This window comes from Azospirillum oleiclasticum (assembly GCF_013423485.1).
In the GTDB taxonomy this organism is placed as follows: domain Bacteria; phylum Pseudomonadota; class Alphaproteobacteria; order Azospirillales; family Azospirillaceae; genus Azospirillum; species Azospirillum oleiclasticum.
In genome coordinates, this window is record NZ_JABFFR010000028.1 from 26076 (window position 1) to 39878 (window position 13803).

The 13803-nt window shown below is 68.2% G+C and carries 14 protein-coding genes; 3 read left to right on the forward strand and 11 right to left on the reverse strand.

The genetic code is table 11. The features are described 5' to 3' along the window. Positions 1–30 precede the first annotated feature (30 nt). On the forward strand, positions 31–1143 hold the full coding sequence (gene leuB, locus HL658_RS25365) for a 3-isopropylmalate dehydrogenase (RefSeq protein WP_180285405.1): 1113 nt from the start codon (positions 31–33) through the stop codon (positions 1141–1143). 58 nt (positions 1144–1201) lie between these two features. Here leuB and HL658_RS25370 read toward each other — a convergent pair whose 3' ends face one another. The 3 genes from HL658_RS25370 to HL658_RS25380 form a co-directional block, all read right to left on the reverse strand. After that, on the reverse strand, positions 1202–1489 hold the full coding sequence (locus HL658_RS25370) for a con-10 family general stress protein (protein ID WP_180285404.1): 288 nt from the start codon (positions 1487–1489) through the stop codon (positions 1202–1204). Between the two features lie 144 nt (positions 1490–1633). Next, a complete protein-coding gene (locus tag HL658_RS25375) occupies positions 1634–2506 on the reverse strand; it encodes an HpcH/HpaI aldolase/citrate lyase family protein (protein WP_180285403.1) in 873 nt (290 codons plus the stop codon). Between the two features lie 83 nt (positions 2507–2589). Next, on the reverse strand, positions 2590–3024 hold the full coding sequence (locus tag HL658_RS25380; RefSeq protein ID WP_180285402.1) for a hypothetical protein: 435 nt from the start codon (positions 3022–3024) through the stop codon (positions 2590–2592). 207 nt (positions 3025–3231) lie between these two features. Between HL658_RS25380 and pdxY the strand changes: the two genes are divergently transcribed. After that, positions 3232–4095, forward strand: a complete 864-nt coding sequence (gene pdxY, locus HL658_RS25385) for a pyridoxal kinase PdxY (RefSeq protein ID WP_180285401.1) — start codon at positions 3232–3234, stop codon at positions 4093–4095. Positions 4096–4201: 106 nt separating this feature from the next. Here pdxY and HL658_RS25390 read toward each other — a convergent pair whose 3' ends face one another. The 8 genes from HL658_RS25390 to HL658_RS25425 form a co-directional block, all read right to left on the reverse strand. After that, on the reverse strand, positions 4202–4489 hold the full coding sequence (locus tag HL658_RS25390; protein WP_425485370.1) for a ferredoxin family protein: 288 nt from the start codon (positions 4487–4489) through the stop codon (positions 4202–4204). 5 nt (positions 4490–4494) lie between these two features. Then, positions 4495–5796 carry an FAD-dependent monooxygenase gene (locus tag HL658_RS25395; protein ID WP_180285399.1) on the reverse strand — a complete coding sequence of 434 codons (1302 nt, stop codon included), beginning with the start codon at positions 5794–5796 and terminating at the stop codon, positions 4495–4497. 49 nt (positions 5797–5845) lie between these two features. Next, complete coding sequence (locus HL658_RS25400; RefSeq protein ID WP_180285398.1) at positions 5846–6925, reverse strand: electron transfer flavoprotein subunit alpha/FixB family protein; 1080 nt, start codon at positions 6923–6925, stop codon at positions 5846–5848. A 67-nt stretch (positions 6926–6992) separates the two neighbouring features. Next, entirely contained in the window at positions 6993–7841 is an 849-nt protein-coding gene (locus HL658_RS25405; protein WP_180285397.1) for an electron transfer flavoprotein subunit beta/FixA family protein, read from the reverse strand. Between the two features lie 196 nt (positions 7842–8037). Then, positions 8038–9042: a cytochrome d ubiquinol oxidase subunit II gene (gene cydB, locus HL658_RS25410; RefSeq protein ID WP_180285396.1), complete on the reverse strand. Its 1005-nt coding sequence runs from the start codon at positions 9040–9042 to the stop codon at positions 8038–8040. A 5-nt stretch (positions 9043–9047) separates the two neighbouring features. Continuing rightward, a complete protein-coding gene (locus HL658_RS25415) occupies positions 9048–10457 on the reverse strand; it encodes a cytochrome ubiquinol oxidase subunit I (protein WP_180285395.1) in 1410 nt (469 codons plus the stop codon). Between the two features lie 167 nt (positions 10458–10624). Beyond that, positions 10625–12154 carry a jacalin-like lectin gene (locus HL658_RS25420; RefSeq protein WP_180285394.1) on the reverse strand — a complete coding sequence of 510 codons (1530 nt, stop codon included), beginning with the start codon at positions 12152–12154 and terminating at the stop codon, positions 10625–10627. Positions 12155–12388: 234 nt separating this feature from the next. Continuing rightward, the gene (locus HL658_RS25425) at positions 12389–12589 is read right to left on the reverse strand and encodes a hypothetical protein (protein WP_180285393.1); all 201 of its coding nucleotides are present in this window, start codon (positions 12587–12589) and stop codon (positions 12389–12391) included. A 138-nt stretch (positions 12590–12727) separates the two neighbouring features. Between HL658_RS25425 and HL658_RS25430 the strand changes: the two genes are divergently transcribed. After that, a complete protein-coding gene (locus HL658_RS25430; RefSeq protein WP_180285392.1) occupies positions 12728–13801 on the forward strand; it encodes a Do family serine endopeptidase in 1074 nt (357 codons plus the stop codon). Positions 13802–13803 lie beyond the last annotated feature (2 nt).

A 13803-nucleotide genomic window follows, 5' to 3' on the forward strand; every position in this document is an offset into this window, starting at 1 on the left:
ACACCGAGTATTGAACGCGGAGACCGCAACATGCCCGCCAACAAGAAGATCCTGTTCCTCCCCGGTGACGGCATCGGTCCGGAGGTGATGCGTCAGGTCCGCCGGGTCATCGACTGGATGGACCGCAAGCGCGGCCTCACCTTCGACGTCAGCGAAGGCCTGGTTGGCGGTGCCGCCATCGACGCGCACGGTGTTCCCCTGGCGGACGAGACGCTGGCCGAGGCGAAGGCGGCCGATTGCGTGCTGCTCGGCGCCGTCGGCGGCCCGAAATGGGACAACATCGGTTTCGACAAGCGGCCGGAGGCGGGCCTGCTGGCGCTGCGCAAGGAGCTGGGGCTGTTCGCCAACCTGCGCCCGGCCATCGTCTTCGACGCGCTGGTGGATGCCTCCACCCTGAAGGCCGACGTGGTCCGCGGCCTGAACATCATGATTGTCCGCGAGCTGACCGGCGGCGTCTATTTCGGTGAGCCGCGCGGCATCACCGATCTGGGCAACGGCGAGCGCCGCGGCCTGAACACCCAGTCCTACACGACCAGCGAGATCCGCCGCGTCGCCACCGTCGCCTTCGAGCTGGCGCGCCAGCGCGGCCGGAAGCTGCACTCGGTGGAAAAGGCGAACGTCATGGAATCCGGCCTGCTGTGGCGGGAGGAGGTGACGAAGCTGCACAAGGAGTCCTTCACGGACGTCGAGCTGCAGCACATGTACGCCGACAACTGCGCCATGCAGCTGCTGAAGAACCCCAAGCAGTTCGACGTGATCGTCACCGACAATCTGTTCGGGGACATCCTGTCGGACGAGGCGGCGATGCTCACCGGCTCGCTGGGCATGCTGCCGTCGGCCTCGCTGGGTGCGGCGGACGCGGCGGGCAACCGCAAGGCGCTGTACGAGCCGGTGCACGGCTCGGCCCCGGACATCGCCGGCAAGGACATCGCCAACCCGATCGCCACGATGCTGTCCTTCGCGATGGCGCTGCGCTACTCCTTCGACCGCGGCCAGGACGCCGACATGATCGAGAAGGCGGTGCAGAACGTGCTCGGCGGCGGCATGCGCACGGCCGACATCATGGCCCCGGGCATGGCGCGCTGTTCCACCACGGTGATGGGCGACTCGATCCTGCGCGAGCTGGATAAGGTGTCGTCGTAAGGAGACGGACGTTGGGTCGACGGCTTCGCCCCGACCCAACGTCCTCCCCGTTCAAACCTCAGTCGGCGTCCGGGAGCTCCGTGCTCCGTCCACCGTGACTCGCCTGCCCGCCCTTGCGCCCCGCTTCCGCGGCGAGCGAGGGATCGCGCGAGAAGCTGCGCGACGATGCGGGCACGCTGCGGCCGCCCTTGCGGCCGGCCTCCGCGGCGAGTTCCGGATTCTTGGAGAAACTTCTCTTCGACGCCGGCACGCTCTCGCCGCCCTTGCTGGCGATCTGTCTCTGACGCTCACGGTCCATCGACGCGAACCCGCGGTTGGACGTGCGCCCACCTTCCTTTGCGGACATCGGCCATCTCCACCTCAGCCACTGGGCAGGAAACCGTGGTGATGATGGAATGGTTCCAAAGTCGAAGCGTCCGTTCCCCCAACGGGTAGGGAGCGCTAGCAATCCGATGGGCGTCTCCCGCGCCGAAGGGCGGAGTCCTACGGCTTACCCCATCGCGGCGACGGCGTCGGCCAGCGCCACGAGGCGTCGCGCGCTGTCCACGTGCAGGTTCTCGACCAGCCGGCCGTCCACCACGACCACGCCCTTGCCCTCGGCCAGCGCCGCGGCGTGGGCGTCGATGATGCGTCTGGACTGTGCGACCTCGTCGGCCGAGGGCGCGAAGGCGGCGTTGCAGGTGGCGATGGTCTTGGGGTGGATCAGGGTCTTGCCGTCGAAACCCAGCTCCCGCCCCTGGCGGCAGGCGTGGGCGAAGCCCTCCTCGTCGTCGAGGTGGAGGTGCACCCCGTCGAGGATCGCGAGGCCGTAGGCGCGCGCCGCCAGCAGGCAGAGGCCGAGGCTGGTGATCATCGGCAGCCGGTCGCGGGTGTGGGCGGCATGCAGGTCCTTGGCGAGGTCGGAGGTGCCCATGACCAGAGCGCCCAGCCGCGGGCTGGCCGCGGCGATCTCCGCCGCCCGCAGCATGCCGAGCGGAGTTTCCATCATGCACCAGATGGCCAGCCCGTCCGGCGCGCCGGCCGTGCGCAACACCGATTCGGCTTGGCGCACGGTGTCGGCGCTTTCCACCTTCGGCAGCAGCACGGCGTCCGCACCGCTGGTCGCGGCCATCACAAGGTCGTCATAGCCCCAGGGGGAGGCCAGCGCGTTGGTCCGCACGACCAGCTCCCGCCGGCCATAGCCGCCGGCGGCCAGCGCGTCGCGGATGGTGGTGCGCGCCGCCGCCTTGGCGTCCGGCGCCACCGCGTCTTCCAGGTCCAGGATCAGTCCGTCGGCGGCAAGCCCGCGCCCCTTCTCCAGGGCGCGCGGGTTGGAGCCGGGCATGTAGAGCACGCTGCGGCGGGGACGGACGGCGCTCGCCATGGCTGTCTTCCTTCCTGCGGGGATCGGTCGGCAGCCCGTTGATTAGCCGGGGAGTCCCCCCGTGTCCACCATCGCGCCCTGCGTCACGCCGCGCGGACGCCGCCCATGGAGCGGCCGGCGGCGAAAGCCGCCAGCTCGCGCCGGAGCTGGCCGCGGGTCACGTCGTCGACCGTGCCGGTCAGGGTGGCCGGCAGCTCCGGGCGGATGCGGACCGTCGCGGAGCCGGTCACGCCGCCGACCCGCCAGCCCTCGGCCTGGATGCAGGCGCAGCTGGGGGTGGCGCGGCCGACCAGCGGGCAGGTCGCGCAGCTCGGCGCGAAGGCGCGTTCGGCCCGCAGATCACGGGGTGGGGCCATCATGTCGGCACGGTCGAGCGCGTCGCGGATCAGTGCGCCCTGTTCGGCTGCCGCACCGCAGAATTCGACCTCGCCATTTCCATGCAACGCAACATAACCCGACACGCTGGTCATCCCGTGTCCGCGCCGGCGCAACGAAATTCCGGTCAGCTCCACTGACATGATCGACTCTCCCACGTTCTGCGGTGCGGGACGCACCTTATTTTGTTCGTGTTATACTCGTGTGTCGTAAAGATTTTCTTTCCGAAACATGTGTGATCCGTCTCGCATACCTGATCTGCGTTTGGCGGTGCAGCATGCGGCGCGCGCGGGGTGCCCTGCGCGCTTCCCGTTTGCGGGCTTGCGGGCCTTGGCCTAGAGTTCGCGGCCATGCAGACCGTCCTCTCCATCCAATCGCACGTCGCCTACGGCTATGTCGGGAACCGCGCCGCGGTGTTCCCGCTGCAACGTCTGGGCATCGACGTCATCGCCGTGAACACGGTGCAGTTCTCCAACCACACCGGCTACGGCTCCTGGACCGGGCAGGTCTTCAGCGCCGGGCACATCGCCGACGTGCTGGACGGTGTGGCCGCGCGCGGCGCGCTGGAGCGTTGCTCGGCGGTGCTGTCGGGCTACATGGGCGACGCCGCGCTGGGGCAGGCGATCGTCGGGGCGGCGGCGCGGGTCAAGGCCCTCAACCCGGATGCCATCTATTGCTGCGATCCGGTGATGGGGGACGTGGGGCGCGGCTTCTTCGTGCGGCCGGGCATTCCCGACTTCATGAAGGAGCATGCGGTTCCCGCGGCCGACATCGTGACACCCAACCAGTTCGAACTGGAGTTCCTGGCCGGCCACCCCATCCGCACTCTGGCCGACGCGCTGGCCGCCACCGCGGCGGTGCGGGCGACCGGGCCGCGGCTGGTGCTGGTGACCAGCCTGCTGCGCGAGGACGGGCCGGCCGACCGCATCGAGATGCTGGCCGACGGCGGCGAAGCCGGCGCTTGGATCGTCTCCACCCCGCGCCTGCCGCTGGACCCGGCGCCCAACGGTTCCGGCGACGCTGTGGCGGCTCTGTTCCTCGCGCACTACCTGCGCAGCCGCGACCCCGCCCGCGCCCTGGAAGGGGCGGCGGCGGCGATCTACGCCATCTTCGAGGCGACCCGCCGCGCCGGCACCCGCGAACTGCAGATCATCGCCGCCCAGGACGAGTTCGTCGCCCCGCCGCGGGTGTTCGTGGTCGAACAGGTGGGGTGACGCGGCGCGTTGTGCCCTGTCTGAGGTGAAGCACCCGCCGGCCCCGCCCGCCGCCGGGGGAGGGGCGGGGCGGGCGGGGCCGGCGGGTGGACGCGGCGCCCGTGGATCAGCCGAACTTGTAGCTGATGCCGTAGCCGCCGCGCGGGTAGTCCCAGGCGATGTTCTTGTTGTCCTGGCAGATGACGCGGCAGGTGCCGCATTCCAGGCAGCCGTCGGTGGCCAGCGTCACGCCGCCGTCCTCGCCCAGCGTGTAGCAGGCGGCCGGGCAGCAGACGGTGCAGGGCTTGGCGCTGCACGAGCCGCTGCACACGTCCGCGCTGCGGATGTGGATGTGCGGCCGGCTCTCATCGACGATGTAGCGGTTCTGGTAGAGCTTCTCTTCGATCTTGACCATGTGGCTCATCGCACGGACCTCACCAGCTTGATGGCGTCGCCGACCAGACCGAGGACGGAGCGGGTCTTCACGAAGGAGCCCATGATCTGTTTCTCCTTCGTCTTCTTGTCCACGCTGTCCACGGTGAACCAGTTGTGCGCCGCGGCGTTGATGACATCGGGGTATTCGCTGAAGAACTGTTTGTTCCCGTGCAGCACGGAGGGCAGGTTCCGGTACTTCTTCAGGTCCTTCATGATGAAGGACTGGTCCAGCTTCGCCTTGTAGGCGGCGAGGTTGGCGGCGGTGCAGGGCTGGCCCTTGGCCTTCAGCTCCAGCACCGTTTCCGCCGCCATGCGGCCGGACGCCATGGCGAGGTTGGAGCCCTCGCGGTGGGCGGCGTTGTTGAAGTGGGCGGCGTCGCCGGCCACCATCCAGCCGGGACCGTAGAGCTGCGGGATCGCCTTGTAGCCGCCCTCCGGGATCATGTGGGCGGCGTATTCCTTCATCTCCGCCCCGTCGATCAGCGGCTTGATCACCGGGTGCGCCTTCAGGTCCTCCAGCATCTTGTAGGGCGGGCACTGCCCGGCCTTGAAGTCGGAGATCAGGCAGCCGATGCCGATCGTCAGCGATTCCTTGTTGGTGTAGAGGAAGGCGGTGCCGGCCATCCCCTTGGTCACCTTGCCCATGATCTCGATGACGACGCCCTCCTCCTCCTTCACGCCGAAGCGCTGCTGGATCAGTTCGGGGTCGATGAACAGGATCTCCTTGACCGCCAGCGCCACGTTCTGTGGCTGGAGCTCCGGCTGGTAGCCGGCGCGCTTGGCGAGCAGCGCGTTCACGCCGTCGGCCATGATCACCACGTCGGCGTGGATCTCGCCGCCCTCGCGGTCGGTGCGCACGCCGATCACCTTGCCCGACCCGTCGCGGATCAGCTCGGTCACCGTGGTCTCGCAGATCTGCAGGCCGCCGGCCTCGCGGATCTTCTCCGAGAACCACTTGTCGATGTTGGCGCGGATGATGGTGTAGCGGTTGGGCCGGTCGGTGTTGAAGGCGTCCGACCGGTAGTTGGTGCCGATGTAGCTGTCGTCGCCCAGCAGCCAGACGCGCTGCTCGATGATGTGGCGCTCGGTCGGGCAGTCGTCGCGGAAGTCGGGGATGATCTTCTCAAGCTCGGCGGCGTACATGATGCCGCCCTGGACGTTTTTGGCGCCCGGATATTCGCCGCGTTCGAGCTGGAGGACGTTCAGCCCGCCCTTGGCCAGCGTGTAGGCCGCGGCGTTGCCGGAGGGGCCGGCGCCGACGACGATGGCATCGAATTTTTCGACCATGCCCTGGTCCTCTCCTCGTTCCGTTGGGGTGGGGGGCTGTTGCGGTGGCTCAGCTCGCCAGACGGTTGACCGACAGCCGCCGGGAGAAGGCGTCGGTGAGCGCCGGCAGGATCTTCAGCGCGTCGCCGACGATGCCCAGATGGGCGAAGTCGAAGATCGGCGCGTTCTTGTCGGTGTTGATGGCCAGGATCAGGTCGGACTTCTCCATGCCCACCCGGTGCTGGATGGCGCCGGAGATGCCGGCGGCGATGTAGAGCTTCGGCCGCACCGTCTTGCCGGTCTGCCCGACCTGCCGGTCGGCGGTGGCCCAGCCCGCCTGGATCAGCGGCCGGGTGACGCCGACCTCGCCGCCCAGCACCGCGGCCAGATCGAAGACCAGCTTCAGGTTCTCCGGCTTGCCCAGCCCCTTGCCGCCCGACACGATGATGTCGGCGAAGGCGAGCTGCGCCTCGTTGCGCTCGCGGTCGGCGATGAAGCTCAGCACCTTGGTGATCACGCTGTCCTCGGCCAGGGCCGGGAACACATCGACCACGCGCCCCGTCCGGCTGTCGTCGCGCTCCGGCATCGCCATCACGCGCGGCCGCACCGTCGCCATCTGCGGGCGGTAGGCCAGCGTCTGGATGGTGCAGAGCAGGGTGCCGCCGAAGGTCGGCCGGGTCGCCGCCAGCGAGCGGTTCTCCATGTAGATGTCGAGTTCGGTGCAGTCGGCGGTCAGCCCGGTCGCCAGCGTGGTGGCGATGGCGCCGGCGAGGTCGCGGCCCAGCGTGGTGGCGCCCAGCAGCACGATCTCCGGCTTGTAGGCGTTGACCACGTCGGTCATCACCCGGCAGTAGGGATCGGTGCGGTAATCCTTCAGCACGGGATCGGCGACCCGGTAGACCACGTCGGCGCCGTAGGCGAAGGCGTCGCCGCAGATGCGCTCCAGGTCCGGCCCGGCCTCGCCCAGCACCACGGCCCCCACCGCGACGCCCAGCTTGTCGGCCAGCTTGCGCGCCTCGCCCAGCAGCTCCAGGGAGACGGAATGGACCTGCCCGCGCTCCTGCTCCACGATCACCCAGACGTCCTTGTAGACCTTCAGGTGCTCGGGCAACTGGAATTTGCGGCCCTGCGGCTTGCTCGGTTCGCTCATCGGGGTGTGCTCCGGGGGAAGGGTGTGTCGGGGTGGCCGTGGGCAGCGGCCCTGGGCCGCGGGCGCGTCAGCCCTGGGCGGCGCGGGCCAGCAGGTCGGTCGACAGCTTGGGCTGGGCGGCGAAGATCGCCTCGACCGCGGCGGCGGCGAACGCGTCGGCCGTGCCGCCCTCGGCCTCGATGAATTTCGCCTTCTCCGCCTTGGGCTTCGGCACGAAGACCTTGGAGACGACGGTGGGCGAGCCCTTCAGCCCGACCTTGGTCTCGTCGGCGGCGGCGTCGTCCTTGCTCCACACCCTCAGGGGCGTGCGGGCGGCGCGGAACATGTCGTCCATGCTGCCGAAGCGGATGCTGTTGGTGCCCTCCAGCATGGTGATCATGCAGGGCAGCGCCGTCTTCAGCACCTGAACCCCGCCTTCGGAGCGGCGGTGCACGACGATCTCGCGCGCTTGGGTGTCGACCGAATCGATGCTGGAGATGTAGGTGAGCTGCTGGAGCCCCAGCCGGGTGGCGATGCCGGGGCCGACCTGGGCGGTGTCGCCGTCCACCGTCTGCTTGCCGCAGAACACGATGTCCACCGGCTCCTCCTCCGCCAGCTTGCGGATGGCCGAGGTCAGCGCGTAGGAGGTGGCGAGCGTGTCGGACCCGGCGAACTTGCGGTCGGTCAGCAGCACGGCGGCGTCGGCGCCGAAGGACAGCGCCTTGCGCAGGGAGTTCTCCGCCATCGGCGGTCCCATGGTCAGCACGGTGACCCGGGCGCCGGTGCGGTCCTTGATGCGCAGCGCCTCTTCCAGCGAGAACAGGTCGTACGGGTTGATGATCGCCGGCACGCCCTGGCGCATGATGGTGTTGGTCACCGGATGGATCCGGATCTGCGCGCTGTCGGGCACCTGCTTGATACAGACGACGATGTGCATCCCGCTCTCCTCTTCCATACGCCGGCCCGCGGGCGGCGCCGGTCATACCAGCAAGCGCCGTGCCAGCCGATGGAAGAGGGTCAACCTATTGGAAATAAATGAGAATCGGGAAGGGTGGTCGTGTCACAAAGACGACAACGTCCGTTTCATGTCGGATTCGGGACAGTGCGGCGCAGCATGACGGCGGTCGCCGGTATCAGTGGTAGCCACCGGTGACCTTGCCGCGGAACACCCAGTAGCTGTAGGCGGTGTAGGCCAGCACCGCCGGGATCAGGAAGGCCATGCCGACGAGCAGGAAGACCTGCGTCTCCGGCGGGGCGGCGGCCTGCCACACCGTGTGGCTGTAGGGAATCAGGTAGGGCCACAGGCTGACCACCAGCCCGCCGAAGGACATCAGGAACAGCCCCAAGGCCAGGAAGAAGGGTTGCCGCTCCCGCCAGCGGTCGAGCGAGCGCCACAGCCACAGCGCCAGCAGCGCGGTGACCACGGGAACCGGGGTCAGCCAGAACAGGTTGGGCGTGGAGAACCAGCGCTCGGCGATCCGCGGGTCGAGCAGCGGCGTCCACACGCTCACCACCAGGATGCCGGCGAGGACCGCCAGCAGCAGCCGGCGTGCCACACCGTAGCACCAGCCCTGCAACGGCCCGGTGGTGCGCCAGATCAGCCAGGTCGCCCCCAGCAGCCCATAGCCCGCCACCAGCGCCAGCCCGCAGAACAGGCTGAAGGGGGTCGCCCAGTCCCACATGCCGCCGGCGAAGTGCCGCCCCTCGATCGTGATGCCCTGGAGGTAGGCGCCGAGCACCACCCCCTGCGCCAGGGTGGCGACCAGCGAGCCGCCGAAGAAGGCGGTGTTCCACAAGCCGCGGCTGCGCCCCGCCTTGAAGCGGAACTCGAAGGCCACGCCGCGGAAGACCAGGGCGATCAGCATCGCCAGCAGCGGCAGATACATGGCCGGCAGCACGGTGGCGTAGGCGATGGGGAAGGCCGCGAACAGTCCGGCCCCGCCCAGCACCAGCCAGGTCTCGTTGAAGTCCCACACCGGGGCGACGGAGTTCATCATCACGTCGCGGTCGGCGTCGCCGGCGACGAAGGGGAACAGGATGCCGATGCCCAGGTCGAACCCGTCCATCAGCACATACATGACCACGGCCAGCCCGATGATGCCGACCCAGGCGAGGGTAAGGAGGCTCCAGTCTTCCATCGTCGTCACTCCGCCGGTTCGGCGCGTTCGTCGGTGACCGACAGCGGCCGTTTGGGCCGCGGCACATCGTTCTCCGCCGGCTGAGCCTGGTCGAAGGTCGGCGACTGCGGCCCCTTGCGCAGCAGGCGCACGAGGTAATAGGTCCCGAACAGGTAGATGAAGGCGTAGACGACGACGAAGGTGGTCAGCGAGGTCAGCGCCGCCCCGGTGGTGAGCGCGGGCGTCACGCTGTCGCCGGTGCGCAGCAGCCCGTAGACGGTCCAGGGCTGGCGCCCGACCTCCGTGGTGAACCAGCCGCAGAGGATGGCGACGAAACCCAGCGGCGTGCAGGCGACGACCACCCGCTGGAACCAGCGGGCGCTCTCCAGCCGGCCGGTCAGCCGCAGGACCACGTGCAGCACAGCCACCCCCAGCAGGACAAAGCCGATGCCGACCATGATGCGGAACGCGTAGAAGGGGATCAGCACCGGCGGCCGGTCCTCCGGCGCGAACTGCTTCAGGCCGGGCACCACCCCGTTCCAGTCGTGGGTCAGGATCAGGCTGGACAGGCCGGGGATCGCCAGCTCGTACCGGTTGGTCTCGGCGGCCTCGTCGGGGACGGCGAACAGGATCAGCGGCGCTCCGGACCCGCCCTCCCAATGGCCCTCCATGGCGGCGATCTTGGCCGGCTGGTGCTCCAGCGTGTTCAGCCCGTGCAGGTCGCCCAGGAATATCTGGAGCGGCGCCAGCACGGTCAGCATGGCGAGCGCCATGGAATAGCCGATCCAGCCCTCCCGCTCGTGCCGGCGGCGCAGCAGATACCAGGCGCTGAAGCCCGCCACCACCAGGCTGGTGGTCAGGAACATCGCCGTCAGCATGTGGGCGAGGCGGTAGGGGAAGGACGGGTTGAACACCACCTCCCACCAGTCCAGCACATAGAAGCGCCCATCCGCCCGCAGCTCCGCCCCGGCCGGTGTGTGCATCCAGCTGTTGGCCGACAGGATCCAGAAGCTGGAGATCAGCGTGCCGAGTGCTACGAGGCAGCAGGCCATGAAATGGATGCCCTTCGGCACCCGGCTGCGCCCGAACAGCATGATGCCGAGGAAGGCCGCCTCCAGGAAGAAGGCGGTCACCACCTCGTACTGGATCAGCGGCCCCAGCACATTGCCGACGATGTCCGACCAGCGGCTCCAGTTGGTGCCGAACTGGTAGGACATGACGATGCCCGACACCACGCCCATGCCGAAGGAGATGGCGAAGATCTTCGTCCAGAACTCCGACAGGCTGCGCAGCATCGCCCGGCCGGTCATCAGCCAGCGCGCCTCCAGCACCACGATCCAGCAGGCCAGCCCGACCGTGAAGGACGGAAACAGGATGTGGAACGAGATGGTGAAGGCGAACTGGATGCGGGAGAGGATCAGCGGATCGAGGTCCATGCGCGCATCCATCGGCGTCGGCCGCCGCCGATGGGCGGGGCCTGGGTGGGTGGTGGGGCGGGGCCGTCGCCCGCCCCACGCACAACACCGGTGGATGGCCGTGTGCTCCGAACCTGCGGCATTGCGCCGCGGTCACCGACCTTTCGCGGCGGCTGGCGCTGCCGGGATCAGAAGCGCGGCTTCCACACCGTCGGCAGCAGCTTCACCCAGACGACCTGGATCTGGTCCAGGAAAGCGCCCGACCGGCCGCGGAAGCCGAGCAGCACCTGTCCAGCCTCGGCCGTCCACCCAAACGGGCTGGCCCCGTGGGGGACCCCTCCGGCGGTGGAATGCTTCGCGGCCGTCCTGACGGTCATCTGGTCCACATAGACGCCCGCCTCGCCGGAGACCTCGACGATCCGGTCGCCGTTCTCCAGGAAGAGTTCGTACCCTGCCGTGTGGTCTTCCCCGCCATGGACCTTGCGCAGCCCGGTCGCCTCGTCCACGCCCTGGTAGGTGACGATCAGCGCCGTCACGAACTCGCCGGTGTGGAATTTGATGCTGGAGATGCGGGCGCATTTGCCGATGAAGTCGCCGACCTTACCCACGTCGTCGAAGGGGGCGACGTTGTTGCCGCCCCAGGCCTCGGACTGGCCGCTCTCGAAGCTCACACTGGGCAGGCCCTCGGCCAGCGAGGGCAGCGCCGGCTTGGTGAAGGAGGCCAAAGGGTCGTTCCCGAAACCGGTCATCTGCCCGTCCAGCGCCTTCAGGTCGGCGGTCGCCTTGTCCTTGACCTCCTCCATCCGGGGATCGGAGAAGCCATAGGTTTCGTGGATGGCGTTGATCGACTCGAGCTGGCTGATCAGGTCCTGCACCCGCGCACGGTCGCTGTAGATACCTTCCGAATATCCGGTTCCGACCAGATAGTTGCGGTTCGCCGCGATGGTCTCGAAAGAACGCCCCGGCAGCAGGTTCTCGTAGCCGGTCGTCGAAAAGCGGATGATCGACGGCTTATCGACCGTGATCGTCGGGAACTTCCGTGCGAACTCGATCATGGATTCGATGCCCGGCAATTCGATGCTGTCGACCCCGAAGGTCTTCTGCTTCAGGACGACGCGGGCTTTGATCTTCTGGAAGAAGCTGGTCAGGTTGGATTGGAGACCAGCGTCGAAACTGAAGGCGGACATCAGCCCGTGCGCCGATACCTCGGTCATCACCGACTGGTGTTCGGATTCGGAATTCAGGAATATCGTGAAAATTGCAATGTATTCGGCTCCGACTGTCAAGGAGGAAATGAAAGAATCTCCGTACTGTTTGAAGAAATCGACCCTCTCCTCATCGGTCTGCGGCACGGCGATCCCGTCGTTCAGCCGGTAATGCGTGGCCATGTGGGTGCCGCTGACCTTGGTGCTGCGAATCATCAGATTCAGCGACCACGTGGTCCGCTGGGTGTTCTTGACGAACCGGACCTTCTCGCTGACGCCGAAAAGCCCCACGCCGACACTGGCGGACTGGGTGATGTCGGTGCTGTCGCTCAAGGTTTCGAAGTCGGCGCACAGTTGCAGGAGCAACGAACTTTCCGACCCTACCGTTTGATAATCCCCGGTGACCGCGGTGTTGCGTGCCGTCCCCTGCACCGAATCGATGCCCAGGAACAGGATCGAGGTGTCGGCCGGAGGATCCACGGGCCCCTGGCTGGAAGCGTCGGTCGTCGCCATGGTGATCGTTCTCTCCGTTTGTTCGCGCTCATGGACGTCCTGGCGTCACGCATGCACGGAGAAAATTGTATTCAGGTCATTTGGGGAATCCAAACTGCATTTGTCGACAATCATAGGGAGCTGCCGAAACCGGATGATCCGGCATCGGCACCGCGCAGGGCCGCCGCCCGCGCCGGGAACAGGGCCTGTCTTCGAACGGTCGTCACCCGGAAAAGCTGGAGACCGGGGCCATCGTCATGACCGGCTCCCGCCGCGGCCCCCGCCGCCGGCCATCAGCGCCAGGATCCACAGCGGCGGGGCCATCAGGAAGGGGGAGGTGGCGACCAGCATGGACGCCGGCCAGACCTCCAGCGCCACGCGGTTCCACTCGGCCATCAGGCGGAGCGCCGCGGCCGGGCCGGTGAAGGGAGTGACGGGGGTGTTGGGAGTGGACATGGTGAGGTGGTCCTTATCCGGCGCGCGCGGTGATGGCATACTGCATAACCCGGAACGGGCATGGGCGTCGCCGCGCTTGACCGCGCGATCGATTTTTCCCAAATCCGGCAGGGCAATGGTCGTGTGGGGTCTTGGCTCATGGTCGGTAGGGTTCGGGCGGTGTTGGCCGCGGTCACGGTGGCGGTGACGATGGGGAGTGCCGCGCCGGCGCAGACGGCGCTGCCGCCGGCGGTGAACGGTGTCACCACCATCGCGCCCATGCTGGCGACGGTGACGCCGGCGGTGGTCAACATCGCGGTCACCCAGCGGGCACCCCAGGTGGACAACCCGCTGCTGCGCGACCCCTTCTTCCGCCGCTTCTTCAACATCCCCGACCAGCCGCAGGGCCGGCCGCGCAACAGCGCCGGCTCGGGTGTGATCGTCGATGCGGCGCGCGGCTACGTCATCACCAACCACCATGTGGTCGCCAACGGCCAGGACATCACGGTCACGCTGAAGGACCGCCGGCAGTTCAAGGCGCGGCTGGTGGGATCGGATTCCGCCACCGACATCGCCGTGCTGAAGATCGACGCGCGCAACCTGACGGCGCTGTCCTGGGGCGATTCCGACCGGTTGCAGGTCGGCGACTTCGTGGTCGCCATCGGCAATCCGTTCGGGCTGGGCCAGACGGTGACCTCGGGCATCGTCTCGGCACTCGGCCGCAGCGGGCTACGCGTGGAAGGCTACGAGGATTTCATCCAGACCGACGCCTCCATCAACCCCGGCAACTCCGGCGGCGCGCTGGTCAGCTTTGGCGGGGAGCTGGTGGGGATCAACACGGCGATCATCGGCCCGGCCGGCGGTTCGGTCGGCATCGGCTTCGCGGTGCCGGTCAGCATCGTGCGCGCGGTGATGGACCAGATCATCGAGTATGGCGAGGTGCGGCGCGGCCGGCTGGGCGTGGCGCTCCAGGACCTCACGCCCGACCTCGCCGAGAGCCTGAACATGACCGGCGATGAGGGTGCGCTGATCGCCGCGGTGGAGCAGGGCTCCCCCGCCGAGCGCGCCGGGGTGCGCAGCGGCGACGTGGTGGTGGCGGTGGACGGCCGCCCGATCCGCAGCGCCACCGACCTGCGCAACCGCGTCGGGCTGATCCGTGCCGGCTCGCCGGTCAATCTGGAGGTTCTGCGCGGCGGCGGGCGGCGCAGCCTGACCGTGCGCACCGCCCGCTGACC

Coding starts and splice junctions, on each gene's coding strand:
- leuB (WP_180285405.1), top strand. CDS start 31: ATGCCCGCCAACAAGAAGATCCTGTTCCTCCCCGGTGACGGCATCGGT.
- HL658_RS25370 (WP_180285404.1), bottom strand. CDS start 1,489: ATGTCCGCAAAGGAAGGTGGGCGCACGTCCAACCGCGGGTTCGCGTCG.
- HL658_RS25375 (WP_180285403.1), bottom strand. CDS start 2,506: ATGGCGAGCGCCGTCCGTCCCCGCCGCAGCGTGCTCTACATGCCCGGC.
- HL658_RS25380 (WP_180285402.1), bottom strand. CDS start 3,024: ATGTCAGTGGAGCTGACCGGAATTTCGTTGCGCCGGCGCGGACACGGG.
- pdxY (WP_180285401.1), top strand. CDS start 3,232: ATGCAGACCGTCCTCTCCATCCAATCGCACGTCGCCTACGGCTATGTC.
- HL658_RS25390 (WP_425485370.1), bottom strand. CDS start 4,489: ATGGTCAAGATCGAAGAGAAGCTCTACCAGAACCGCTACATCGTCGAT.
- HL658_RS25395 (WP_180285399.1), bottom strand. CDS start 5,796: ATGGTCGAAAAATTCGATGCCATCGTCGTCGGCGCCGGCCCCTCCGGC.
- HL658_RS25400 (WP_180285398.1), bottom strand. CDS start 6,925: ATGAGCGAACCGAGCAAGCCGCAGGGCCGCAAATTCCAGTTGCCCGAG.
- HL658_RS25405 (WP_180285397.1), bottom strand. CDS start 7,841: ATGCACATCGTCGTCTGTATCAAGCAGGTGCCCGACAGCGCGCAGATC.
- cydB (WP_180285396.1), bottom strand. CDS start 9,042: ATGGAAGACTGGAGCCTCCTTACCCTCGCCTGGGTCGGCATCATCGGG.
- HL658_RS25415 (WP_180285395.1), bottom strand. CDS start 10,457: ATGGACCTCGATCCGCTGATCCTCTCCCGCATCCAGTTCGCCTTCACC.
- HL658_RS25420 (WP_180285394.1), bottom strand. CDS start 12,154: ATGGCGACGACCGACGCTTCCAGCCAGGGGCCCGTGGATCCTCCGGCC.
- HL658_RS25425 (WP_180285393.1), bottom strand. CDS start 12,589: ATGTCCACTCCCAACACCCCCGTCACTCCCTTCACCGGCCCGGCCGCG.
- HL658_RS25430 (WP_180285392.1), top strand. CDS start 12,728: ATGGTCGGTAGGGTTCGGGCGGTGTTGGCCGCGGTCACGGTGGCGGTG.